Genomic DNA, 26,413 nt, shown 5'->3' on the forward strand with positions numbered 1-26,413 from the left:
AGGAAAGTATATGTCTCTTCAAAAATTAGAAAACTATAGTAATAAAGCAGTCGTCCAAGAAGAAGTCTTGATTCTGACTGAACTATTAGAAGATATCACAAAAAATATGCTGGCGCCAGAAACCTTTGAAAAGATTATCCAGTTGATGGAATTATCAACTAGCGAGAATTATCAAGGGCTCAATGACCTAGTGACTAGTCTTTCGAATGAAGAAATGATTTACATTTCACGCTATTTCTCTATCCTTCCACTTTTGATTAATATCTCTGAGGATGTGGATTTGGCCTATGAAATCAATCACCAAAACAATGTGGACCAAGACTATCTAGGGAAACTATCTACAACGATTAAGATGGTAGCTGAAAAAGAAAATGCAGCTGAAATTTTAGAAAAGTTAAATGTCGTTCCTGTTTTGACTGCCCATCCGACTCAGGTCCAACGTAAGAGTATGCTGGATTTGACCAACCATATCCATAATCTTTTACGTAAGTACCGTGATGTCAAACTAGGTTTGATTAACAAAGAAAAATGGCACACGGATCTCCGTCGTTATATTGAGATTATCATGCAAACGGACATGATTCGTGAGAAGAAATTGAAAGTAACCAACGAAATCACCAACGTGATGGAGTACTATCAAAGTTCTTTCTTGAATGCTGTTCCACGTTTGACGGCTGAGTATAAGAAACTAGCTAAGGAACAAGGTATCGAACTCCAACATCCAAAACCGATTACCATGGGAATGTGGATTGGAGGAGACCGTGATGGCAATCCTTTCGTAACTGCTGAAACCCTCAATAAATCTGCCTTGACCCAGTGTGAAGTCATCATGAATTACTACGATGAGAAGATTTATAACCTCTATCGTGAATTCTCACTCTCAACCAGTATTGTGAATGTCAGCGACAAGGTTCGTGAGATGGCTCTTAAGTCACAGGATAACTCGATTTATCGCGAAAAAGAACTCTATCGTCGTGCCCTCTTTGACATCCAAGCTAAGATGCAGGCAACCAAGACCTATCTTATCGAAGATAAGGATGTTCATCCAAGATATGCTACCGCAGATGAATTCTATCAAGACTTGTTGGCGATTCGCGATTCTCTCCTTGAAAACAAAGGGGAATACCTGATTTCTGGAGAATTTGTCGAATTGATGCAAGCTGTTGAAATCTTTGGCTTCTACCTTGCTTCTATCGATATGCGCCAGGATTCTAGTGTTCACGAAGCCTGTGTGGCTGAATTATTAGCATCAGCAGGTATCAACGACCATTATAGCGACCTTTCTGAAGACGAAAAATGCGCCCTTCTCTTAAAAGAGTTGGAAGAAGACCCTCGTATCCTCTCAGCCACTCATGCTGAAAAGTCAGAACTTCTTGAGAAGGAACTGTCTATCTTTAAAGCTGCCCGCAAGTTGAAGGATAAACTGGGTGAAAATGTCATTCGTCAAACCATTATCTCACATGCAACTAGTGTATCCGATATGCTAGAACTAGCCATCATGCTCAAGGAAGTAGGCTTGGTGGATGCCCAAAAAGCACGAGTTCAGATTGTTCCCCTCTTTGAAACTATTGAGGACTTAGACCATTCGGAAGAAACCATGAGAAGATATTTCTCTCTTCCTTTGGCTAAAAAATGGATTGCTTCAAAAGATAACTATCAGGAAATCATGCTCGGTTACTCTGATAGTAACAAGGACGGTGGTTACCTGTCATCGTGTTGGACTCTCTATAAAGCCCAACAACAACTTACTGCTATCGGTGATGAATTTGGCGTTAAGGTCACTTTCTTCCATGGCCGTGGAGGTACTGTTGGTCGAGGTGGCGGTCCAACTTATGAAGCCATCACATCTCAACCACTCAAGTCTATCAAGGACCGTATCCGTCTGACTGAGCAAGGAGAAGTGATTGGGAATAAATACGGAAACAAAGACGCTGCTTATTACAACCTTGAGATGTTGGTTTCTGCAGCCATTAACCGTATGATTACCAAGAAGAAGAGTGATACCAACACATCAAACCGTTACGAAGCTATTATGGATCAAGTAGTGGATCGCAGCTACGATATCTACCGTGATTTGGTCTTTGGAAATGAACATTTCTATGACTATTTCTTTGAGTCCAGTCCGATTAAGGCTATTTCAAGCATTAATATCGGTTCTCGCCCAGCCGCTCGTAAGACCATCACTGAAATTGGCGGTTTGCGTGCCATTCCTTGGGTCTTCTCATGGTCACAAAGTCGTGTCATGTTCCCTGGATGGTATGGTGTGGGATCAAGCTTTAAAGAGTTTATAGATCAAGATCCAAAGAATATCGAGTTTCTTCGTGATATGTACCAAAACTGGCCTTTCTTCCAATCTTTGCTTTCCAATGTGGATATGGTCTTGTCCAAGTCTAACATGAACATTGCCTTTGAATATGCCAAACTCTGTGAAGATGAAGAAGTGCAAGCTATCTTTTACACTATTTTAGATGAATGGCAATTGACCAAGGACGTAATTTTAGCTATCGAAGGTTATGACGAACTCTTGGCAGAAAACTCTTACCTAAAAGACAGTCTAAACTATCGTATGCCTTACTTTAATATCCTTAACTACATCCAGTTGGAGTTGATTAAACGTCAACGTCGTGGTGAATTGTCAGCAGATGAAGAAAGATTGATTCATACAACCATTAACGGTATTGCAACAGGTTTGCGTAATTCAGGCTGATATTTTCTAAACTTCCTCTTTTTCAAGGGGAAGTTTTTGAATTGTTTAAAAAATTCTAAAAATAGTCTTGACAAGTATTTGAAAAATGATATAATTTAAACGTTCAGAAAGTAATCATTGAAGTTTTTTAGAGAGTCTGTGGTTGGTGGAAACAGATAGATGAAAGTGATGAAAATTGGGCTGAATGTTATAAAGAATTTGAAATCATAAGAATTCGGTGAGCACACCTTACAGTGCAACTCGTGAATGCGAGAAAGAGCGATAGGGATAGTCCCTATAATTGAGGTGGCACCGCGCATCGACGTCCTCACACAAGTTTTTTGTGTGAGGACTTTTTCTATTAGGAGGATGATGATGGAATTTAAACGATGGCATCGCTTGATGATGTGATTTAAAAAGTTAAGATAAAAGAATTAAGGAGAAAGAAAAATGAAAAATAAACGTTTGATTGGAATTATCGCTGGATTAGCAGTATTGGTAGTGGCTAGCTTGATTTATTCATCAATGAACAAGCCAGCAGCTAAGGAAGAGCAAAAGGTCGCTAAGGTTGGTGTTCTTCAGTTTGTTAGTCACCCATCCTTGGACTTGATTTACCAAGGGATTCAAGATGGACTAGCTGAAGAAGGCTATAAGGACGATCAGGTAAAAATCGACTTTATGAACTCTGAAGGAGATCAGAGCAAGGTTGCGACCATGAGTAAACAATTGGTAGCAAATGGAAATGACGTTGTTGTTGGGATTGCAACACCAGCTGCTCAAGGACTTGCTAGTGCTACAAAAGACCTACCTGTTATTATGGCTGCTATTACAGACCCAATCGGTGCTAACTTGGTCAAAGATTTGAAAAAACCAGGTGGCAACATCACAGGGGTGTCAGATCATAACCCAGCTGAACAGCAAGTGGAATTGATTAAAACTTTGACACCAAATGTCAAAACAATCGGAGCTCTCTACTCAAGTAGCGAAGATAACTCAAAATCACAAGTTGAGGAATTCAAGGCTTATGCTGAAAAAGCAGGTTTGAAAGTCGAAACCTTTGCCGTTCCTTCCACTAACGAAATTGCTTCAACTGTTAATGTTATGACCAGCAAGGTCGACGCAATCTGGGTTCCAATTGACAACACCATTGCATCAGCCTTCCCAACAGTTGTATCAAGCAACCAAACAGCTAAAAAACCGATCTACCCAAGTGCTACTGCCATGGTAGAAGCAGGTGGATTAGCATCTGTAGTAGTTGACCAACACGATCTTGGAGTGGCTACTGGTAAGATGATTGCTAAAGTTTTGAAAGGTGAAAAACCAGCTGATACGCCAGTTAATGTCTTCTCAACTGGTAAGTCGGTTATCAATAAAAAACTAGCGCAAGAACTTGGTATCACAATCCCTGAGTCTGTTCTAAAAGAAGCAGGACAAGTGATTGAATAAAGATAAAGGAGGAGTTGGGGACATCTCCTCCCATTTTTACTAAAGAAAGAAATGAGTGAAAGATTATGATAGTATCCATTATTTCTCAGGGGATGGTCTGGGCGATTTTAGGTTTGGGAATCTTTATGACTTTTCGAATTTTGAATTTCCCGGATATGACGACTGAGGGCTCTTTCCCACTAGGGGGAGCAGTAGCTGTAACCTTGATAACACAAGGCGTCAATCCATTTTTAGCGACCTTGGCTGCAGTAGGAGCGGGCTGCCTAGCTGGTATGGCAACAGGTCTCTTATACACCAAAGGTAAAATACCAACTCTCTTATCAGGGATTTTGGTCATGACTTCTTGCCATTCCATCATGCTCATGATTATGGGACGCGCCAATCTGGGTCTTCTTGGAACCAAGCAAATTCAGGATGTCTTGCCTTTCGATTCAGACCTCAATCAACTCCTGACTGGCTTTATCTTTGTTGCCCTTGTTATTGGTCTCATGCTCTTTTTCCTAGATACCAAACTAGGTCAGGCCTACATCGCTACAGGTGACAATCCTGATATGGCTCGTAGCTTTGGTATCAATACAGGTCGTATGGAACTCATGGGCTTGGTTCTTTCAAATGGAATTATCGCGCTTGCAGGGGCCTTGATTGCTCAACAAGAAGGATATGCAGATGTTTCTCGAGGAATTGGAGTGATTGTCGTAGGGCTTGCTAGCTTGATTATTGGTGAGGTTTTGTTCAAGAGTTTGACCCTAGCGGAGCGACTCATGACCATTGTTGTAGGTTCTATCTCTTATCAGTTCCTCGTATGGGGAGTGATTGCTCTTGGATTTAATACAAGTTATCTGCGTTTGTACAGCGCCTTGATTTTGGCAGTTTGTCTTATGATTCCAACCTTCAAAAGCAAATACCTGAAAGGAGTCAAGTTTAGCAAATGACAGCAATTGTAGAATTAAAAAATGCTACCAAAGTCATTACGAATGGCTTTGACGAGGAAAAAATCATTCTAAATGATGTTTCTCTTGAGATTTTTGAACATGATTTCATTACAATACTAGGTGGAAACGGAGCAGGAAAGTCAACGCTTTTTAACACTATTGCAGGTACCCTACCTTTAACAAGTGGAAGTATCCGTATCATGGGCGAGGATGTGACGCATTTTTCACCAGAAAAGCGAGCTAAGTACTTGTCTCGTGTCTTTCAGGATCCTAAAATGGGTACGGCTCCTCGTATGACCGTTGCAGAAAACCTTTTGATTGCCAAGTTTCGTGGTGAGAAGAGAGGGCTCCTGCCTAGAAGACTATCAAGTCATAGAGAAGAGTTTCAGGCTACCATTGAAAAAGTGGGAAATGGCCTTGAAAAACATCTCGACACTCCGATTGAATTTCTATCAGGTGGTCAACGTCAGGCCTTGAGTCTCTTGATGGCAACCTTGAAACGACCAGAGTTGCTCTTGTTGGATGAACACACAGCAGCACTTGACCCCAAGACCAGCGTGGCTTTAATGGCATTAACGGATGAATTTGTCACAAAAGATAAGCTGACTGCCCTCATGATTACCCACCATATGGAAGATGCACTGAAGTATGGAAATCGTCTGATTGTCATGAAAGAAGGTCGTATCATCCAAGATTTGAACAAAGAAGAAAAAGCAAAAATGAAGATTTCAGACTACTATCAATTATTTGAGTAAAGTAGAGAATTTCTCGTCAAAAAATAGAGAAGAAAAACTTAGAAACACGTCAGTGTTTCTGAGTTTTTTATCTTCCCATTCTATCAAGAAAAATAAGGCAAAGAGAATTACGGAAAGTGTATGAAATGGTTTACTTTTTTTCAGAAATAAGCTATACTAGATAACGTGAAACTATGATAAGATGGAGGTATTGTGTATGGTTGACAAACAAGTCATTGAAGAAATCAAAAACAATGCCAACATTGTGGAAATCATAGGTGACGTGATTTCTTTACAAAAGGCTGGACGGAACTATTTAGGGCTCTGTCCTTTTCATGGTGAAAAGACCCCCTCTTTCAACGTTGTTGAAGACAAGCAATTTTACCATTGTTTCGGTTGTGGGCGCTCAGGAGATGTTTTTAAGTTCATCGAAGAATACCAAGGTGTATCCTTTATGGAAGCCGTTCAGCTCTTAGGTGAGCGTGTCGGTATTCAACTAGCTATGCCTATCCAGTCTCGTCCTCAACAGCTTTCTCCTCATCAAGCTCTATATGATATGCATGAAGAAGCAGCACGCTTTTACCATGCAATCCTCATGACGACTAAGATGGGAGAAGAAGCAAGGGCTTATCTCTACAAACGTGGATTGACGGACGATGTCCTGAAGCACTTCCAAATTGGACTAGCTCCAGCCGAGAGAAACTATCTCTACCAACGTTTATCTGGCAAGTTTGAGGAAAAGGATTTATTGGATTCGGGCTTGTTTTATCTGTCAGATAGTAATCAATTTTATGATACTTTTTTTGGTCGGATCATCTTTCCTTTGACCAATGACAAGGGGCAGGTTATTGCATTTTCAGGTCGTATCTGGCAAGAAACGGATAATCAGACTGCCAAGTATAAAAATAGTCGCTCGACTGCAATTTTTAACAAGAGTTACGAATTGTATCATTTGGACAAGGCTAAAAAAGCAACTGGAAAGGTAGCAGAACTCTACTTGATGGAAGGTTTCATGGATGTTATCGCGGCCTACCGTGCTGGTATAGAAAATGCTGTGGCTTCCATGGGGACAGCGCTGAGCAAGGAGCATGTTGATCACCTTAAACGCTTCACCAAAAAGATAGTTCTCAGCTATGATGGTGACAAGGCAGGACAGGCAGCGACAGCCAAAGCTCTGGAAGAATTAAAAGATTTCTCAGTGGAAGTTGTTCGAGTACCTGATACCATGGACCCAGATGAGTATTTGCAAAAGAATTCTGCTGAAGACCTGGCTTACCTTTTAACCAAGACTCGGATTAGTCCTATAGAGTTCTATATTCACCAACTCAAGCCAGAAAATAGTGACAACTTGCAAGCGCAAATCGAGTTCATTGAAAAGATTGCGCCCTTAATCGCCAAAGAAAAGTCTATCACTGCCCAGAATTCTTACATCCACATTCTGGCGGATAACCTACCTTCCTTTGATTACCAGCAGGTGGAACAGATTGTAAATGAAAGTCGGATTGTTCAAAGACAGGAGAGGGTCAAGGAGCATCCTACGCCAGTAGCGATTAGTTTGCCTGTGACGCGGCAACTGACAGCAGTTATGAGAGCGGAGGCTCATCTCCTTTATAGGATGGCTGAGAATCCAGTTGTTTTAAATGACTACCGATTAAGAGAAGATTTTTTCTTTGATACCCCAGAATTTCAGATTCTTTACGAATTATTAAGTGTAGAGGGAGAAATCGGATCAGAGGAACTGTCTCATCAGACTCCTGAGGTTGAAAATGCCTGGTACCATGTTCTTGGTCTAGATTTGCCAGCTGAGATGTCGCCTCAAGAACTTTCTGAAGTCGAAGCGACTCGTAATCGTGCTCTCCTCAGCAAGGATAATTTAAGGATTAAAAAGAAAGTGCAGGAAGCTAGTCATGTAGGAGATACAGACACAGCCTTGGAAGAATTGCAAAGATTGATTTCCCAAAAGAGAAGAATGGAGTAATAATGGCAAAAAAACAAAAAGAAGTAACCACATTTGATGTGCAAGTAGCAGACTTTATCCGTAACCACAAAAAAACAGGAACAGCAACAGACGATGAAATCAACTCAAGTCTGGTGATTCCTTTTACTTTAGATGCAGACGGCATTGAAGACCTTTTGCAACGGATTCAGGATGCTGGAATTTCTATCACAGATAACGAAGGAAATCCAAGTGCGCGTGTTCTTAGTGCAGAAGAAGAACCAGAACTCAGTGATGAGGACTTGATTGGCTCAACCTCTGCCAAGGTTAATGACCCAGTCCGTATGTATTTGAAGGAAATCGGGGTTGTTCCTCTCTTGACCAACGAAGAAGAAAAAGAATTGGCCTTAGCAGTTGAGGCTGGTGATATCGAAGCCAAACAACGTCTTGCCGAAGCCAACCTTCGTTTGGTGGTTTCGATCGCTAAGCGCTACGTAGGGCGTGGCATGCAGTTTCTTGACTTGATTCAAGAAGGAAACATGGGCTTGATGAAGGCCGTTGACAAGTTTGACTATTCAAAAGGTTTTAAGTTTTCTACTTATGCAACTTGGTGGATTCGTCAGGCGATTACCCGTGCCATCGCTGACCAGGCTCGTACTATTCGTATCCCTGTCCACATGGTTGAAACCATTAATAAGCTTGTCCGAGAACAGCGTAATCTCCTTCAAGAATTGGGTCAAGATCCAACTCCTGAACAAATCGCTGAACGTATGGATATGACACCTGACAAGGTGCGTGAAATCTTGAAAATCGCCCAAGAGCCAGTGTCACTTGAAACACCGATTGGTGAAGAGGACGATAGCCATCTTGGGGACTTTATCGAAGACGAAGTGATTGAAAATCCAGTAGACTACACAACTCGTATCGTTTTGCGTGAGCAGTTGGATGAAGTCTTGGATACTCTCACAGACCGTGAAGAAAACGTTCTGCGCCTTCGTTTCGGTTTGGACGATGGGAAAATGCGTACCCTTGAAGATGTTGGTAAAGTCTTTAACGTAACTCGTGAACGTATCCGTCAGATCGAGGCCAAGGCTTTGAGAAAACTACGTCAACCAAGTCGCAGCAAACCGCTTCGTGATTTTATTGAAGATTAAGAGTGAGGATGAACATGGCTTATACAGAAGAGCAAATTGAGGTTATCAAAACCCGCATTTTAAATGCTTTGGAAGAAGTAATTGACCCTGAGTTGGGAATTGATATTGTCAACTTAGGTTTGATTTATGAAATTCGTTTTGATGGTGAGACTGGTCACACTGAAATTGATATGACCTTGACAACTATGGGCTGCCCATTGGCAGATCTCTTGACAGACCAGATTCACGATGCGATGACAGATGTTCCTGAGGTAACCAATACCGAAGTTAAATTGGTCTGGTATCCAGCTTGGACTGTTGAGAAAATGAGTCGCTATGCGCGTATCGCCCTAGGAATTAAATAAACAGCAGAAAAATATGAGAGACGATTGGAAAATAGGATAAATTCCTCCTTTTTCCTCTGGTCTCTCTTTCTTTTGCTGATTTTCTAGAAATAAAATGGTATAATGAAAGGTATGGAAAACGAAAAATTGCGTATTAATATGCTAAGTTCAAGTGAAAAAGTAGCTGGTCAAGGAGTATCAGGAGCTTATCGAGAATTGGTTAGTCTCCTTCACCGTGATGCCAAAGACCAGTTGATTGTTACGGAGAATCTTCCTGTTGAGGCAGATGTAACTCACTTTCATACCATTGATTTCCCTTATTATTTATCTACATTTCAAAAGAAGCGATCTGGGAGAAAAATTGGCTATGTGCATTTTTTGCCTGATACGCTTGAGGGGAGTTTGAAAATTCCATTTTTCTTAAAGGGAATTATCAAACGTTATGTTTTTTCATTTTACAACCGGATGGAACACTTGGTGGTGGTTAATCCCATGTTTATCGAGGATTTGGTGGCAGCTGGTATTCCACGTGAAAAAGTAACTTATATTCCAAACTTTGTAAATAAGGGAAAATGGCATCCACTGCCAGCTGACCAAGTAGCAAAACTTCGTCAGGGAATGGATTTAGCTGAGGATCAGTTTGTTGTTGTTGGTGCGGGTCAGGTTCAGAAACGTAAAGGGATTGATGACTTTATCCGTCTTGCTGAGGAATTGCCAGAAATTACTTTTATCTGGGCTGGGGGTTTTTCATTTGGCGGGATGACAGATGGTTATGAACGCTATAAAAAAATCATGGACAATCCACCTAAAAATCTAATTTTTCCAGGTATTGTTCCTCCAGAGCGAATGCGAGAGCTCTATGCTTTAGCGGATCTCTTCTTGCTACCAAGTTACAATGAACTATTCCCTATGACCATCTTAGAGGCAGCTAGTTGTGAAGCACCGATAATGCTAAGGGATTTAGATTTATACAAGGTCATTCTCGAAGGGAATTATCGTGCTACAAGTGATGTTTCAGAGATGAGAAAAGCTATTCTCGAATACAAAGATCGTCCTGAAAAGTTGAAAGACTTGAAAGAAAAAGCTAGAAAAATTTCTAAAGAGTACTCCGAGGAACATTTACTGGAAATCTGGTTGAAGTTCTATCGGGAGCAGGCGGCTTTGGGCAAAAAGTGAGGTAATTTATGCGAATTGGTTTATTTACAGACACTTATTTTCCTCAGGTTTCTGGGGTTGCGACCAGTATTCGAACCTTAAAGACAGAGCTTGAGAAGCAAGGACATGCAGTTTTTATCTTTACAACAACAGATAAAGATGTGAATCGCTACGAGGATTGGCAAATTATCCGAATACCGAGTGTTCCCTTCTTTGCATTTAAGGATCGACGTTTTGCTTATCGTGGCTTTACAAAGGCGCTTGAAATTGCTAAACAGTATCAGCTAGATATCATTCATACTCAAACAGAGTTTTCACTAGGTTTGTTAGGGATTTGGATTGCGAGAGAGTTAAAAATTCCTGTTATCCATACCTATCATACCCAGTACGAAGATTACGTGCATTATATTGCGAAGGGTATGCTGATTCGTCCAAGTATGGTAAAATATCTGGTACGGGGCTTTCTTCACGATGTTGATGGAGTGATTTGTCCTAGTGAGATCGTTCGGGACCTTCTCTCTAAGTACAAGGTCAAGGTTGAAAAGCGGGTTATTCCAACTGGTATTGAGTTAGCTAAATTTGAACGCCCTGAGATTAAGGAAGAGAATTTAGCTTCCCTTCGATCTAAACTTGGAATAAAAGAAGACGAGAAAATGTTACTGAGTCTTTCTCGTATCTCCTATGAGAAGAATATCCAAGCGGTTCTAGCCGCTTTTGCGCAGGTTTTGAAAGAAGAAGACAAGGTGAAACTGGTTGTTGCTGGTGACGGTCCTTATTTGGACAGTCTGAAAGAACAAGCCGTCCAGTTGCAAATTCAAGATCAGGTGATTTTTACTGGTATGATCGCCCCAAGTGAAACGGCCTTGTACTATAAGGCGGCAGACTTCTTTATCTCTGCATCCACTAGTGAAACCCAAGGGTTGACTTATCTAGAGAGTCTAGCCAGTGGAACACCTGTCATCGCTCATGGCAATCCTTATCTGGATAATCTGATCAGTGACAGGATTTTTGGAACCCTCTACTATGGAGAACAGGACCTTGCAGGTGCCATCTTGGAGGCTTTGATTGCCACTCCAGATATGGATGAGCAAAAGTTGGCTGACAAGTTGTATGAGATTTCAGCTGAGAATTTTGGGAAACGAGTTCATGAGTTTTACCTTGATGCCATTATTTCTAATAATTTTGAACAAGAATTGCTCGATGGAGAACCTATGAGTCAACGTTTTCTAAAAACCATTTTATATCTGCCTCAACAAGCAGTTATCGCCCCGGTAAAAGAATCCAAACGCATTCTGAAGGCATCTAAAAAACAGTTGTCCAGTATGCGAGACTACTGGAAAGATTAACAAAAAGTAAAAAAGGAGAAATAAAAGATGGCGAAAAAATTTATGAGAAGCGGTAAAGATCAAAAAATTGGAGGCGTTTGCGCAGGAGTGGCCCACTATTTTGATATTGATCCGACGATTGTCCGTGTGATTTGGGGAGTTCTAGCCTTTTGTTATGGAGCAGGGGTTCTTGCTTACTTGATTTTGTGGGCAATTGCACCTGTTTCTACAGAATATTAAATTAAAATTATAGAGTGAAAAGGAGAAACTATGGCTTTTGGAGATAACGGTAACCGTAAAAAAACAATGTTTGAAAAGGTGACACTTGTTGTTGTGCTTATCATGTTGTTTGTAACCCTTGCTGGTATCTTTGCAACAGCGCTTGGAGCTTTTAGCAGATTCTAAGCAAGTTGTTTAGATAGAAACAATAACTAATGACTGGGATTTCCCAGCCTTTTTAAAGCGAGAAAAAATATGAGTATGTTTTTAGATACAGCCAAGATTAAAGTCAAGGCTGGTAATGGTGGTGATGGCATGGTTGCCTTTCGCCGTGAAAAATATGTCCCGAATGGTGGTCCTTGGGGTGGTGATGGTGGACGTGGTGGTAACGTCGTTTTCGTAGTAGACGAAGGCTTGCGTACCTTGATGGATTTCCGTTATAACCGTCATTTCAAGGCCGAATCCGGTGAAAAAGGGATGACCAAAGGAATGCATGGGCGTGGTGCAGAAGACCTTCGTGTTCGCGTACCCCAAGGAACGACTGTACGTGATGCTGAGACAGGGAAAGTCATTACAGACTTGATTGAGCACGGTCAAGAGTTTATCGTGGCACATGGCGGTCGTGGTGGTCGTGGAAATATCCGCTTTGCAACACCAAAAAATCCTGCACCTGAAATCTCTGAGAATGGAGAGCCGGGTCAGGAACGTGAGTTGCAACTGGAATTAAAAATCTTGGCGGATGTCGGCTTAGTTGGTTTCCCATCTGTCGGAAAGTCAACTTTACTTAGTGTCATCACTTCAGCTAAGCCAAAAATCGGTGCCTACCACTTTACGACAATTGTTCCTAATTTGGGTATGGTTCGTACGCAGTCAGGTGAGTCCTTTGCTGTTGCAGATCTTCCAGGTTTGATTGAAGGGGCTAGTCAAGGTGTTGGTCTTGGAACCCAGTTTCTCCGTCATATCGAACGCACTCGAGTTATCCTCCATGTCATTGATATGTCAGCTAGTGAAGGACGTGATCCTTACGAAGATTACCTTGCTATCAATAAAGAATTGGAATCCTACAACCTTCGTCTGATGGAACGTCCGCAGATCATCGTGGCTAACAAGATGGACATGCCCGAAAGTCAGGAAAATCTGGAAGCCTTCAAGAAGAAATTGGCAGCTAACTACGACGAGTTTGAAGAACTACCAGCCATCTTCCCGATTTCTGGTCTGACCAAGCAAGGCTTGGCTACCCTTTTGGATGCGACAGCTGAATTGTTAGACAAGACTCCAGAATTCCCAATCTATGATGAATCCGATATGGAAGAAGAGGTTTACTACGGCTTTGACGAGGAAGAAAAAGCCTTTGAAATTAGTCGCGACGATGATGCTACATGGGTACTTTCTGGTGAAAAACTCATGAAACTCTTTAACATGACCAACTTTGACCGTGACGAATCGGTCATGAAGTTTGCTCGTCAGTTACGTGGTATGGGGGTTGACGAAGCCCTTCGTACACGTGGAGCCAAGGATGGAGATTTGGTACGAATCGGCAAATTTGAGTTTGAATTTGTAGACTAGGAGATTGATATGGGAGATAAACCGATATCATTCCGAGACGCAGATGGAAATTTTGTTTCTGCAGCAGACGTATGGAATGAAAAGAAACTAGAAGAATTGTTTAATCGTCTCAATCCCAAACGTGCTCTTAGATTGGCACGTATGAAGAAAGAAGAAACACTTTCAAATGAATAAAAGAATCCCGTGATTTTAAATCACGGGATTTGTTCTATTCGCTAAAGAAAAATGGCGGGGCATATTTTTTAAGATTTTCAAAACATGCTTGTGCTTTTGTAGCATCTTCACAGATGATCATGCAGACATCGTCTCCGCATAGTGTAGCAACAACATCTTTGAAATCAAGGGCATCAATGACAGCTCCAAATGACTGAGCCAAACCTGGAAGAGTCTTTAGAATAACTTGGTGTTGGACAGGACGTAACATGACAAGAGCATCTTCCATATAGTTTTCCAAACGTTTCTCCCATTTAGAAATAGAACCAGTATTTAGAACATAGTAGGACTGGTCTTCTTCCCGAACTTTTGAAAGGTTCATAGTCTTGATATCACGAGATAAGGTTGCTTGTGTGACTTGGATATCATTCTCTGCTAGCAAGGCTTGTAATTCTGCTTGGGTATGAATTTTATTTTTTGAAACGAGGGCGCGGATAAGTTGGTGTCGATGTTCTGATTTGTTCATAAAGTAAGTACTCCTTTTAAAAGGTACAGTAAGCGTGGACTGAACGAAAACGTCAGTCGGGTGGTAGGCGGTATTGTCACGTATGATGATGTCCAAGTCAGTAGTATAAAGAACTAGACGGAGAGAATCTCCTTCTTTTAACTTGTCACTAGTTGGGGGCAGATGAATGATATATCGATCCGTCCATCACCATTGATGTTCTTTAATGACAGTGAATCATCTAATTAGGGTCGCATTCTGTCACGGCTTGTTGTGAATTTCCTCTAAATGTCAATTCACAGAGATTTTCCAACATGTGGTCTAGTAGCGTGTATGATAAATGGTGACACATGTTGATTGGGGGGAGTATCTTTTGTCCAAGATTTATCTAGAGGCTTATTAAAATCTCTTATTTGAACTGGATTTGATACGAAGTTTATGTTTAGTTGGACTGTTCAAGTGGAAATCTTTGGTTACAGGAAGTTCAATAGACAATTTGATTGCCTTTTTCTTGGAATACTTCCATATTGAAAGTCTGGTACATTATACCTTTTGACAAGGTATACTAAGAGTAGACTGTTCAAGATCGACAGTAAGCTGGTAAGCGGTATTGTCGCGTATAGTGATTTCAAAGTCAGTCGTATAGAGGACTAAACGGAGAGTGTCTCCTTCTTTTAACCTGTAAATAGTTGGTTGTAGTTCAAATTGCACATCCATCCATTCATCTACAGTAATATCCTCTACTAGGAGTAAATCTTTCCTATTTTGAAGATTGAGGTAGCCTTTGGTGAGGACACGTTGGGCACTTGGATTGAATGGTAGTTCACAGAGATTTTCAAGCATGTGGTAGCGACCGTTGTCAATGGTTCTAGCACTTAAAACAGCTGGATAAGGCTGTAGATATTTCTTTTGCCCAAGTTCGAGCAGTTGGGCTGATAAGAGCCCCTTGTTTGTACTTGATTTGAGACGAAGTTTCAGCTTGACTCGACCATTTAAATGAATGTCTTGACTTACTGGAAGGTCAATGGTGATCTGATTGGCTTTTCCTTGGTAAAGTTCTGTGTTGAAGGTCTGGTAAGTCTTGCCATAACGCTCAAAATCTTCTTGTTCATAGTGGTTCTGAATCACTTTTTCTTCAGTTCCAAGTGAGAAAGTATGCAATTCATCTTGCTTACCAAAGTCATCAAGACTCTGCCATGTTTGAGGTTCGGTATTGTCTTGCCAGATAACAGTAGGAAGCTGATAGTCTGTTGCAAGTCCTAACAATTTCTTACTTAACAAGGCATTCATGGACTCGCGGAAGTCAATCGACTGCCAGTTATTCATATAAACATGGGCACCATGATGAAAAAAGAGGTGCTTGTTGATATGATCTGGAAGAGCATGAAACATTTGATAAACATGAAGTGGTTTGACATTCCAATCCTGGGAACCATGTGTAAAGACGACCTCAGCTTGAACCTTATGAGCATTGAGTAGATAGTTGCGGTCATGCCAAAACTGATTGTAGTCACCAGTCTTGCGATCTAATTGTTCTTTTACCTTTTCTAAATCCGCTTTGTGGGCTTTATTAGAACGGATATAGTCCCCAGCTAAGAGATTGCGGGAGTAGGTCAATTCAGCAAGTGAGTCAAAATCCTCACCAGGATAACCTCCAGGGCTGGTTACCAGGCCATTTTCCCGATAGTAGTTGTACCAAGAGGAAATACCTGCTTCTGCGATAATCACTTCCAAGCCATCAACTCCAGTGGTCGCAAGACCATTGGACATGGTACCTAGATAAGAAAGGCCAGTTGTGGCAACTTTGCCATTGGACCAATCAGCCTTGACCTCACGCTTGCGCGTGTGGTCCGTAAAGGCACGACAACGACCGTTAAGCCAATCAATGACATTTTTATAGGCTTCAATCTGCTGATAGTCTCCATTGGTCATGAGCCCTTGGGAATCCTTGGTACCAACACCCGAAACATAGAGATTGGCAAATCCTCTTGGGAGGAAGTAATCGTTGAGAGTGTAAGAACTATTGATGTGAGTTAGCTTTTCTTCAGACTCAGAGACGAGTTCGGCTTGACCAAGAGGCTCGACAAAATCAACCTCAGGCTTCTCAAGTTCAATAATATGGGCAGGTTTGACCTCCAAGTCTCCTTCCATCTTGTAGAGAGCCTTGTCGCTGGCTTTGTCGTTGGTCCCTTGGTGATAAGGACTTGCTGTCATAACTGCAGGGATTTGTCCATCATAGCGAGGACGAATAATGCTGACCTTGACTAAATCAGGGAGACCGTCTTTATCAGTATCCACACGACTCTCTACATAGACAACTTCACGAATGACATCATGACTAGAGAAGGTTGCCAAGCTCTTGCCGTTAAAGTAGTGGTAGTGATTGTCTTCTGCAATAAGTCCATCACTAACAAGTTGGTCGATGAGCGTATTTCCCTTTTTGGTTCGAGTATTGAGCAAATGGTAGAGATTTTCAATCAAATCTCCATAAATAACAGGAAATCTAGTTTCTTTACGAAATTTCTCAGCATCCTCAAAGTCAATAAGATAATTGAAGCCTAAAAGTTGAAAAACTACGGTATAGAAAATATCAGCTGTCAGCTCTTTATCAGACTGAAAGAAGGTCAGTAGATCCGTTTCTCTATCTGCAGCTAGGGTAGATAGAGCGTAATCGGTATTAGTATAGGTGAAGAAACTCCAACGAATGAAGTCTTCAAACTGTCTTTTTATAGGCAGTTTAGATGATAGCTTCAAGCCAAGACTCTCTAATTCATCTAATAGTTGAGAACGAGGAGTGGGCAAGTAGCTGAATTGATTAAAACGCATGGCGCTCTCCTTTGAAGTGATAAATTTATTATATCAAAAAAAGAGGAAAAATGGAATAAATAAACTCAAATGAAATAAATTTTAAAAATAGGAATGAACTTTAAGCAAGTTATTATAAAATATTGAATAAATCTTCTAATTAAAAGCCACCTTAAAGATATTTATATGTAAATTTGCATAAGGGATTTTATTTCAATATTCGTCACTTAGCATAAAAATGTCCAAAATTACTATTAAAAATATTATAAGATATAGATATTTTATTCTTCTTAATTTTTATTTTCAAGAAACATAATGGATGAACAGTTGAAAAAATTTCAACAAGGTTTTGAAAGAAAGAGTCTGAGCCAGTTCATTATGGAACTTAAAATGGTATAATAGTACTATATTTAAAGCAAGGAGGAGATGGAATGATTGCACAACTCGATACCAAGACTGTTTACAGTTTTATGGAAAGTGTGGTTTCGATTGAAAAATATGTACATACAGCTAAAGATTATGGCTATTCTCACCTTGCTATCATGGATGTGGATAATCTCTATGGAGCCTATCACTTTTTAGAAGTGACTCGAAAATATGGAATCCAACCTTTAATTGGTCTTGAAATGACCTTGATTATAGACGAAAAGGCGATCTCTTTTCGTTTTCTAGCTCTATCTACTAAAGGTTACCAAGAGTTGATGAAGTTATCTACTTTAAAAATGACTGGACAAAAAAATTGGTCTGACTTTACAAGTCACCTTGAGGATGTTGCTGTTATTGTTCCTTATTTTGATGGAATCGATCAGCTGGATTTAGGTCATGATTATTTTATTGGGGTTAGTCCCGATACTCACCAAGAAGTCTTTACCCAACCCATTCTTCCCCTCTATCGGGTCAACTCCTTTGAGAAAGAAGACATACAGGTTTTGCAAATCTTATCGGCGGTCAAGGATAATGTCAGTCTGAGAGAAGTGGATCTGCATTCACAGCAGGGGATCTTTCTACCAGCCTCAGACTTAGAAGCAAGATTTAAAAATCGCTTTCCACAGGCACTTGCCAATCTTCAAGATTTGATAGAGAATGTTAGCTACCAACTTGATCCAAGTTTAAAACTCCCTCGCTTTAATCCTGAAAGGCCGGCAGTAGAAGAACTTAGAGAGAGGGCTGAGCAAGGCTTGATAGCCAAGGGGTTAACCTCAGTTCTTTATCAAAAGCGACTAAATGAAGAATTGGCTGTTATTCATGATATGGGCTTTGATGACTATTTCCTAGTTGTTTGGGATTTGTTGCGTTTTGGACGTTCCCAAGGTTACTATATGGGAATGGGACGTGGATCTGCTGTAGGTAGTTTGGTGGCCTACTCACTTGATATTACAGGGATTGATCCGGTTGAGAAGAACCTGATTTTCGAGCGCTTTTTAAATCGTGAGCGGTACACCATGCCTGATATTGATATTGACATTCCAGACCTTTATAGACCAGAGTTCATTCGTTATGTTCGTGATCGCTATGGCAGTCAACACGTTGCACAGATTGTCACTTATTCGACCTTTGGAGCAAAACAAGCAATTCGTGATGTTTTCAAACGCTATGGTGTTCCAGAGTACGAATTAACAAATATTACGAAAAAAATCAGTTTCCGAGATACGCTAACGACGGCCTATGAAAAGAATTTGCAATTTAGACAGGTCATCAATAGCAAGATTGAATATCAAAAAGCTTTTGAGATTGCTCGAAAGATTGAAGGGTATCCTCGTCAGACTTCTATCCATGCAGCTGGAGTCGTTATGAGTGACCAAGACCTGACAGACTATATCCCACTCAAATACGGTGAGGATATGCTGATCACCCAGTATGATGCTCATGGTGTTGAAGCCAATGGACTTCTAAAAATGGATTTCCTCGGTTTACGTAACCTTACTTTCGTACAAAAAATGCAGGAATTATTGGCTGAGTCAGAAGGTATTCATCTAAAAATCGAAGAGATTGACTTGGAAGACAAGGCAACTCTGGCCCTCTTTGCTACTGGAAATACCAAGGGGATTTTCCAATTTGAACAACCTGGCGCCATTCGACTCTTGAAACGAGTTCAGCCGCAAGTCTTTGAAGAGGTAGTAGCAACGACATCCCTCAATAGACCAGGTGCTAGTGATTATATTGATAATTTTGTGGCTCGTAAGCATGGCAAAGAAAAGGTGACGGTGTTAGACCCTGCCTTGGAGGACATTCTGTCATCAACCTACGGTATTATGCTCTACCAAGAGCAAGTCATGCAGGTTGCTCAGCGTTTTGGAGGTTTCAGTCTTGGTAAAGCCGACATTCTCAGACGAGCCATGGGTAAGAAAAATGCTAAAGAGATGCATTTGATGAGGGAAGATTTTATCATAGGAGCTATGAAACTTGGGCATACAGAAGAAAAGGCCAACCAAGTTTTTGCAGTGATGGAAAAGTTTGCAGGCTATGGATTCAACCGATCCCACGCTTATGCCTACTCAGCACTGGCATTCCAACTAGCTTATTTCAAGACACATTATCCTGCTATTTTCTTCCAAGTTATGTTGAATTATTCCAGTAGCGATTACATTGTAGATGCTCTGCAGATGGGATTTGATGTAGCGCCTTTAGCCATTAATAGTATTCCCTATCATGATAAAATCACCCAGAAGACAATCTATCTTGGTTTGAAAACCATTAAGGGGATGCCGAGAGATTTGTCTTACTGGATTATTGAAAATCGTCCTTTCTCAAGCATTGAAGATTTTGTCTCACGTCTTCCCAAGAATTACAAGAAACTATCGCTTTTGTCTCCTTTGGTTGAACTGGGGCTCTTTGATGACTTTGATAAAAATCGCCAGAAAATCCTAGTGAACCTACCAAACCTATTTGTTTTTGTTGAGGAGTTGGGTGGTCTCTTTGCAGATGCAAGCTATAGCTGGACTGAGGCGGATGATTTTACGGAAGCAGAGAAATTTTACAAGGAGCAGGAACTAATCGGGGTTGGTATCAGCGCTCATCCCTTGCAAACACTTGCCAAACAGGCCCTTTATCCGACAACGCCCATTGCTACTCTCACTGAGGGGTGTCAAGCAACACTTCTAGTAGAAGTGCAAAAAATAAAAGTCATTCGAACTAAGAAAGGCGAGAATATGGCTTTTCTACAGGTTCACGACAGTAAGTCTAAACTGGATGTGACTGTATTTTCAGATCAGTATCGAAAATTCGCTTCCATTTTATCTGAAGGAAAATTCTACTACATCAATGGCAAAGTTCAATCCCGAGATGGTCGTCTGCAAATGATTGCACAAGATTTGAAAGAAGCAGTGGCGGAACGATTCTGGATTCAAGTTAAAAATCACGACAACGATAAAGAAATTTCAACTATCTTAGAACAACATAAAGGCTCTATTCCTGTTATTATCAGGTATGTTGAGGAAGAAAAGACAATTGTTTCCTCCCAACATTTTGTAAAAAAAGACCCAGTTTTACAGGAAAAATTAGAGGGAATTGTTATGAAAACGATTTATCGCTAAAAATACGGAAAATAGAAGAATTTTCCAATTAAATGTGGTATAATCAGTAAGAATGTTAAAAGAAAAAGGAGCATAACCAAATGAAACGTATTGCTGTTTTAACCAGTGGTGGAGACGCCCCTGGTATGAATGCTGCCATCCGTGCGGTAGTTCGTCAAGCAATCTCAGAAGGAATGGAAGTTTTTGGTATCTATGATGGATACGCTGGTATGGTTGCTGGTGAAATTTATCCACTTGATGCTGCTTCAGTAGGAGACATCATTTCACGTGGTGGTACTTTCCTTCACTCAGCTCGTTACCCTGAGTTTGCACAACTCGAAGGTCAACTTAAAGGGATTGAGCAATTGAAAAAACACGGTATCGAAGGTGTCGTAGTTATCGGTGGTGACGGTTCTTATCACGGAGCTATGCGCTTGACTGAGCATGGATTCCCTGCTATCGGTCTTCCAGGAACAATTGATAATGATATCGTTGGTACGGACTTCACAATCGGATTTGATACTGCAGTTACTACTGCAATGGATGCGATTGATAAGATTCGTGATACATCATCAAGTCACCGTCGTACTTTCGTTGTTGAGGTAATGGGACGTAACGCTGGTGATATCGCTCTTTGGGCAGGTATTGCTACAGGTGCGGATGAAATCATCATCCCTGAAGAAGACTTCAAGATGGAAGATATCGTTGCAAGCATCAAAGCTGGTTATGAATGTGGTAAGAAACACAACATCATTGTTTTGGCTGAGGGAGTTATGTCTGCCGATGAGTTTGGTAAAAAACTCAAGGAAGCTGGAGACACTAGTGACCTTCGTGTAACTGAACTTGGACACATCCAACGTGGTGGATCACCAACCGCTCGTGACCGTGTATTAGCATCACGCATGGGTGCACACGCTGTTAAACTTCTTAAACAAGGAATCGGTGGTGTCGCTGTTGGTATCCGTAACGAGAAAATGGTTGAAAACCCAATTCTTGGAACAGCAGAAGAAGGAGCTTTGTTTAGCCTAACAGCTGATGGTAAGATCGTTGTTAACAACCCACATAAAGCTGATCTTGAACTTTCTGCTTTGAACAAGAGCTTGTCCTAATCAACTTTTATTAATCTAGTAAAATGACCAAAAAGGTCGAATTATATAAAGGAGTCACAAAAAATCATGAACAAACGTGTAAAAATCGTTGCAACCTTGGGTCCTGCGGTAGAAATCCGTGGTGGTAAAAAATTCGGTGATGACGGATACTGGGGAGAAAAACTTGACGTTGAATCATCAGCAAAAAATATTGCGAAATTGATTGAAGCTGGAGCAAACACTTTCCGTTTCAACTTCTCACACGGTGACCACCAAGAACAAGGTGACCGTATGGCAACTGTTAAACTTGCTGAAAAACTTGCAGGTAAAAAAGTAGGTTTCCTTCTTGATACAAAAGGTCCTGAAATCCGTACTGAATTGTTCGAAGGTGAAGCTAAAGAGTACTCATACAAAACTGGTGAAAAAATCCGTGTTGCAACTAAACAAGGAATCAAATCAACTCGTGAAGTGATTGCATTGAACGTTGCTGGTGCTCTTGATATCTATGATGACGTTGAAGTTGGTCGTCAAGTATTGGTTGACGATGGTAAACTTGGTCTTCGCGTTGTAGAAAAAGACGACGCAAGTCGTGAATTCATCGTTGAAGTTGAAAATGACGGAATTATCGCTAAACAAAAAGGTGTAAACATCCCTAACACTAAAATTCCTTTCCCAGCTCTTGCTGAACGTGATAACGCTGATATCCGCTTCGGTCTTGAACAAGGTATCAACTTCATCGCGATCTCATTCGTACGTACTGCTAAAGACGTGAATGAAGTTCGTGCAATCTGTGAAGAAACTGGAAATGGACATGTTCAATTGTTCGCGAAAATCGAAAACCAACAAGGTATCGATAACTTGGATGAGATCATCGAAGCTGCTGATGGTATCATGATCGCTCGTGGTGACATGGGTATCGAAGTACCATTCGAAATGGTTCCAGTTTACCAAAAAATGATCATTACTAAAGTGAATGCTGCTGGTAAAGTTGTTATCACTGCAACAAACATGCTTGAAACAATGACTGAGAAACCACGTGCAACTCGTTCAGAAGTATCAGACGTATTCAACGCTGTTATCGACGGAACTGATGCAACAATGCTTTCAGGAGAGTCTGCAAACGGTAAATACCCACTTGAATCAGTAACAACAATGGCTACAATCGACAAGAACGCTCAAACTCTTCTTAATGAATATGGTCGTTTGAACTCAGATACATTCGAGCGTAACTCTAAGACCGAAGTTATGGCTTCAGCAGTTAAAGATGCTACGAACTCAATGAACATCAAATTGGTTGTTACCCTTACTAAGACTGGTCACACAGCACGTTTGATTTCTAAATACCGTCCAAATGCTGACATTTTGGCAATCACTTTCGATGAATTGACTGAACGTGGATTGATGTTGAACTGGGGTGTTATTCCAGTAACAACTGAACGTCCTTCAAATACTGACGATATGTTTGATCTTGCTGAAAAGATTGCAGTTGAACAAGGCTTGGTTGAATCTGGCGACGATATCGTTATCGTTGCTGGTGTGCCACTTGGAGAAGCTGCTCGTACAAACACAATGCGTATCCGTACAGTACGTTAATCTAACTTTTAAAGCCTATCATATCAAGCTCCAAAGCTTGTGTGATGGGTCTTTTTTTGTGAACAAAAACAAAAAAAGAGGCAGGAAATAATCAAGAGTAATGGGAAAAAACTGAAAATTATGGTATAATAGAATGAAAAGACCTTTTTAGTAAATTTTGAAAGAGTATAACATGAGAAAAATTGTCATCAATGGTGGACGTCCATTGCAAGGTGAGATCACCATTAGTGGTGCTAAAAATAGTGTCGTTGCGCTTATTCCAGCTATTATCTTAGCAGATGATATTGTCACTTTAGATTGTGTTCCAGATATTTCAGACGTTGCTAGTCTTGTCGAAATCATGGAGATCATGGGGGCATCAGTTAAGCGTTATGACGATGTCTTGGAGATTGATCCAAGAGGCGTTCAAAACATTCCAATGCCGTATGGCAAGATTAATAGCTTGCGTGCTTCTTATTATTTTTACGGAAGTCTTTTAGGGCGCTTTGGTGAAGCTACGGTAGGACTTCCTGGTGGATGTGATTTGGGTCCTCGCCCGATTGACCTTCACTTAAAAGCCTTTGAAGCTATGGGGGCTAAGGTGAGCTACGAGGGAGATAATATGAATTTATCTGCCCAAGGTAAGGGTCTTCATGGAGCAAGTATTTACATGGACACCGTCAGCGTTGGTGCAACGATTAACACCATGATTGCCGCGGTCAAAGCAAAGGGACGTACTGTCATTGAAAATGCGGCCCGTGAACCAGAAATCATTGATGTAGCTACCCTTTTGAACAACATGGGGGCCCACATTCGTGGTGCAGGGACAGATATTATCATTATTGATGGTGTTGAGACACTTCACGGGACTCGTCACCAAGTCATTCCAGACCGTATTGAAGCTGGGACTTATATTTCACTTGCTGCTGCGGTTGGTAAAGGAATTCGTATTAACAACGTTCTATATGAACACTTAGAAGGCTTTATCGCTAAACTAGAGGAAATGGGCGTTCGTATGACGGTCTCTGAGGATAGTATCTTCGTTGAAGAGCAGTCAGACTTGAAGGCAATCAATATTAAAACTGCTCCTTATCCTGGTTTTGCAACTGATTTGCAACAACCTATCACGCCACTTTTATTAACAGCTCAAGGCCGTGGGACGATTATTGATACCATTTACGAAAAACGTGTCAACCATGTCTTTGAGTTAGCAAAAATGGATGCGGATATTACGACTACGAATGATCACATTATCTATAAAGGTGGTCGTAACTTACACGGGGCGAGTGTAAAAGCTACAGACTTACGAGCTGGTGCAGCACTTGTTATCGCTGGCTTGATGGCTCAAGGCCAGACCGAAATTACAAATATTGAGTTTATCCTTCGTGGCTACTCAGATATCATTGAAAAATTACGTAGTCTTGGAGCAGATATTACACTCGTCGAAGACTAAAACCATTGAGGTGATTATGAATATTTGGACCAAATTAGCAATGTTTTCTTTCTTTGAAACGGAGCGCTTGTATTTGCGTCCTTTCTTTTTTAGTGACAGTAAAGCCTTTTATGAGATTGCTTCTGATCCAGAAAATCTGCAATTTATTTTTCCCAGCCAAGCAAGTTTAGAGGAGAGTCAATATGCTCTTGCCAACTATTTTATGAAGGCTCCTCTAGGTGTCTGGGCAATTTGTAATCAAGACAATCAGGAAATGATTGGTTCCATCAAATTTGAAAAAATCGACGAAATCAAAAAAGAAGCAGAAATTGGTTACTTCTTAAAGAAAGATTCTTGGTCACAAGGTTTTATGACAGAGGCTGTTAGCAAACTCTGTCAACTTTCCTTTGAAGAATTTGGTTTAAAACAATTATCCATCATCACTCATTTGGAGAATCAAGCTAGTCAAAAAGTAGCCTTAAAATCGGGCTTTAGCCTCGTACGACAGTTTAAGGGGAGCGATCGCTATACACGAAAAATGAGGGACTATCTTGAATTTCGATACATAAAAGGAGAATTCAATGAGTAAACACCAGGAAATTTTGTCTTATCTGGAAGAGTTACCAATTGGGAAGAGAGTTAGTGTTCGTAGTATTTCAAATCACCTAGGTGTTAGTGATGGAACAGCCTATCGGGCTATCAAAGAAGCTGAAAATCGGGGAATTGTTGAGACTCGCCCCCGCAGTGGAACCATACGTGTCAAGTCAAAAAAAGTAGCTATCGAACGGCTAACCTATGCAGAAATCGCAGAAGTGACTAGCTCTGAGGTTTTAGCAGGTCAGGAAGGGTTAGAGAGAGAATTTAGTAAATTTTCTATTGGCGCCATGACTGAGCGGAATATCCTCTCTTATCTCCATGATGGAGGCCTTTTGATTGTAGGTGACCGTACTCGAATTCAACTTTTAGCGCTTGAAAATGAAAATGCAGTCCTTGTAACTGGTGGTTTCCATGTCCAAGATGATGTATTGACTCTTGCCAATAAAAAAGGTATCCCTGTTCTGAGAAGTAAGCATGATACCTTTACAGTTGCAACCATGATTAACAAAGCTCTCTCAAATGTTCAGATTAAAACTGACATTTTAACAGTCGAAAAACTCTATCGTCCGAGTCATGAGTATGGCTTTTTGAGAGAAACGGATACAGTCAAAGACTATCTAGATTTGGTACGTAAGAATAGAAGTAGCCGTTTCCCAGTCATTAACCAACACCAAGTGGTTGTTGGAGTTGTTACCATGCGTGACGCGGGAGATAAGTCACCCAGCACAACGATTGACAAGGTGATGACGCGAAGTATCTTCGTAACGGGTTTGGCAACTAATATTGCCAATGTCAGCCAACGAATGATAGCTGAAGACTTTGAGATGGTTCCCGTTGTTCGAAGTAACCAGACTCTACTTGGGGTCGTAACACGAAGAGATGTCATGGAAAAAATGAGCCGTTCTCAGGTATCAGCATTGCCAACTTTTTCAGAGCAAATTGGGCAAAAACTATCCTATCATCACGATGAAGTCGTCATTACTGTTGAGCCTTTCATGTTGGAGAAAAATGGTGTACTTGCTAATGGTGTCTTGGCTGAAATCCTCAATCATATGACCCAAGACCTTGTTGTCAATAGTGGGCGCAATCTCATCATAGAGCAGATGTTGATTTATTTCTTGCAGGCTGTTCAGATTGATGATACTCTGCGAATTCAGGCTCGCATTATTCATCACACAAGACGCTCTGCTATTATTGATTACGATATTTATCATGGTCATCAGATTGTATCAAAAGCAAATGTTACAGTGAAAATCAATTAGAATCTAGGAGA

21 protein-coding genes and 1 other annotated feature are annotated in these 26,413 nt (G+C 40.8%); of the genes, 19 read left to right on the plus strand and 2 right to left on the minus strand.

Going from position 1 to position 26,413, the window contains the following annotated elements:
* Positions 1 to 10 precede the first annotated feature (10 nt).
* From ppc to ACUW6H_RS01500, 13 genes are all read left to right on the plus strand, one after another.
* Positions 11 to 2,707, plus strand: a complete 2,697-nt coding sequence (gene ppc / locus ACUW6H_RS01440) for a phosphoenolpyruvate carboxylase (protein ID WP_454360283.1) — start codon at positions 11 to 13, stop codon at positions 2,705 to 2,707.
* Positions 2,708 to 2,802: 95 nt separating this feature from the next.
* Positions 2,803 to 3,019: a binding site (T-box leader), on the plus strand.
* A gap of 117 nt (positions 3,020 to 3,136) precedes the next feature.
* Positions 3,137 to 4,132: a tryptophan ABC transporter substrate-binding protein gene (gene trpX, locus ACUW6H_RS01445; protein ID WP_096407487.1), complete on the plus strand. Its 996-nt coding sequence runs from the start codon at positions 3,137 to 3,139 to the stop codon at positions 4,130 to 4,132.
* Between the two features lie 65 nt (positions 4,133 to 4,197).
* Entirely contained in the window at positions 4,198 to 5,064 is an 867-nt protein-coding gene (locus tag ACUW6H_RS01450; RefSeq protein WP_454360285.1) for an ABC transporter permease, read from the plus strand.
* Entirely contained in the window at positions 5,061 to 5,819 is a 759-nt protein-coding gene (locus ACUW6H_RS01455; protein WP_045591564.1) for an ABC transporter ATP-binding protein, read from the plus strand. The genes ACUW6H_RS01450 and ACUW6H_RS01455 overlap by 4 nt, the downstream gene beginning before the upstream one ends.
* A gap of 196 nt (positions 5,820 to 6,015) precedes the next feature.
* A complete protein-coding gene (gene dnaG / locus ACUW6H_RS01460) occupies positions 6,016 to 7,776 on the plus strand; it encodes a DNA primase (protein ID WP_454360288.1) in 1,761 nt (586 codons plus the stop codon).
* Between the two features lie 2 nt (positions 7,777 to 7,778).
* The gene (rpoD, locus tag ACUW6H_RS01465; protein WP_454360290.1) at positions 7,779 to 8,888 is read left to right on the plus strand and encodes an RNA polymerase sigma factor RpoD; all 1,110 of its coding nucleotides are present in this window, start codon (positions 7,779 to 7,781) and stop codon (positions 8,886 to 8,888) included.
* 14 nt (positions 8,889 to 8,902) lie between these two features.
* Positions 8,903 to 9,232 (plus strand): metal-sulfur cluster assembly factor, encoded by a 330-nt coding sequence (locus tag ACUW6H_RS01470; protein WP_025168449.1) that lies wholly within the window; start codon positions 8,903 to 8,905, stop codon positions 9,230 to 9,232.
* Positions 9,233 to 9,334: 102 nt separating this feature from the next.
* Positions 9,335 to 10,387: a glycosyltransferase family 4 protein gene (locus tag ACUW6H_RS01475; RefSeq protein ID WP_454360292.1), complete on the plus strand. Its 1,053-nt coding sequence runs from the start codon at positions 9,335 to 9,337 to the stop codon at positions 10,385 to 10,387.
* Positions 10,388 to 10,395: 8 nt separating this feature from the next.
* Positions 10,396 to 11,712: a glycosyltransferase family 4 protein gene (locus ACUW6H_RS01480; protein ID WP_454360294.1), complete on the plus strand. Its 1,317-nt coding sequence runs from the start codon at positions 10,396 to 10,398 to the stop codon at positions 11,710 to 11,712.
* A gap of 27 nt (positions 11,713 to 11,739) precedes the next feature.
* Positions 11,740 to 11,931 (plus strand): PspC domain-containing protein, encoded by a 192-nt coding sequence (locus ACUW6H_RS01485; RefSeq protein WP_162284807.1) that lies wholly within the window; start codon positions 11,740 to 11,742, stop codon positions 11,929 to 11,931.
* A 30-nt stretch (positions 11,932 to 11,961) separates the two neighbouring features.
* Complete coding sequence (locus ACUW6H_RS01490; protein WP_000863864.1) at positions 11,962 to 12,096, plus strand: DUF4044 domain-containing protein; 135 nt, start codon at positions 11,962 to 11,964, stop codon at positions 12,094 to 12,096.
* Positions 12,097 to 12,165: 69 nt separating this feature from the next.
* On the plus strand, positions 12,166 to 13,476 hold the full coding sequence (gene obgE, locus ACUW6H_RS01495) for a GTPase ObgE (RefSeq protein ID WP_454360297.1): 1,311 nt from the start codon (positions 12,166 to 12,168) through the stop codon (positions 13,474 to 13,476).
* 9 nt (positions 13,477 to 13,485) lie between these two features.
* Positions 13,486 to 13,650 carry a hypothetical protein gene (locus ACUW6H_RS01500; RefSeq protein ID WP_000502575.1) on the plus strand — a complete coding sequence of 55 codons (165 nt, stop codon included), beginning with the start codon at positions 13,486 to 13,488 and terminating at the stop codon, positions 13,648 to 13,650.
* 34 nt (positions 13,651 to 13,684) lie between these two features.
* Here the strand turns inward: ACUW6H_RS01500 and ACUW6H_RS01505 are convergent, their stop codons facing one another.
* Positions 13,685 to 14,155 carry an arginine repressor gene (locus tag ACUW6H_RS01505; protein ID WP_001043022.1) on the minus strand — a complete coding sequence of 157 codons (471 nt, stop codon included), beginning with the start codon at positions 14,153 to 14,155 and terminating at the stop codon, positions 13,685 to 13,687.
* Positions 14,156 to 14,677: 522 nt separating this feature from the next.
* Positions 14,678 to 16,960: a Xaa-Pro dipeptidyl-peptidase gene (locus ACUW6H_RS01510; protein ID WP_454360300.1), complete on the minus strand. Its 2,283-nt coding sequence runs from the start codon at positions 16,958 to 16,960 to the stop codon at positions 14,678 to 14,680.
* 410 nt (positions 16,961 to 17,370) lie between these two features.
* Here ACUW6H_RS01510 and ACUW6H_RS01515 point away from each other — a divergent pair, with 410 nt between their 5' ends.
* The 6 genes from ACUW6H_RS01515 to spxR all read left to right on the plus strand — a co-directional run bounded on the left by ACUW6H_RS01515 (position 17,371) and on the right by spxR (position 26,402).
* Entirely contained in the window at positions 17,371 to 20,472 is a 3,102-nt protein-coding gene (locus tag ACUW6H_RS01515; protein ID WP_454360302.1) for a DNA polymerase III subunit alpha, read from the plus strand.
* Between the two features lie 80 nt (positions 20,473 to 20,552).
* The gene (pfkA, locus tag ACUW6H_RS01520; protein ID WP_084860019.1) at positions 20,553 to 21,560 is read left to right on the plus strand and encodes a 6-phosphofructokinase; all 1,008 of its coding nucleotides are present in this window, start codon (positions 20,553 to 20,555) and stop codon (positions 21,558 to 21,560) included.
* A 66-nt stretch (positions 21,561 to 21,626) separates the two neighbouring features.
* Complete coding sequence (gene pyk / locus ACUW6H_RS01525; RefSeq protein ID WP_454360305.1) at positions 21,627 to 23,132, plus strand: pyruvate kinase; 1,506 nt, start codon at positions 21,627 to 21,629, stop codon at positions 23,130 to 23,132.
* A gap of 172 nt (positions 23,133 to 23,304) precedes the next feature.
* Entirely contained in the window at positions 23,305 to 24,564 is a 1,260-nt protein-coding gene (locus tag ACUW6H_RS01530; protein WP_454360307.1) for a UDP-N-acetylglucosamine 1-carboxyvinyltransferase, read from the plus strand.
* A 16-nt stretch (positions 24,565 to 24,580) separates the two neighbouring features.
* A complete protein-coding gene (locus ACUW6H_RS01535) occupies positions 24,581 to 25,132 on the plus strand; it encodes a GNAT family N-acetyltransferase (RefSeq protein WP_454360309.1) in 552 nt (183 codons plus the stop codon).
* Positions 25,125 to 26,402 (plus strand): CBS-HotDog domain-containing transcription factor SpxR, encoded by a 1,278-nt coding sequence (gene spxR, locus ACUW6H_RS01540; RefSeq protein ID WP_454360311.1) that lies wholly within the window; start codon positions 25,125 to 25,127, stop codon positions 26,400 to 26,402. The genes ACUW6H_RS01535 and spxR overlap by 8 nt, the downstream gene beginning before the upstream one ends.
* Positions 26,403 to 26,413: the final 11 nt, after the last annotated feature.

This window comes from Streptococcus sp. 151470009-6 (assembly GCF_053628175.1).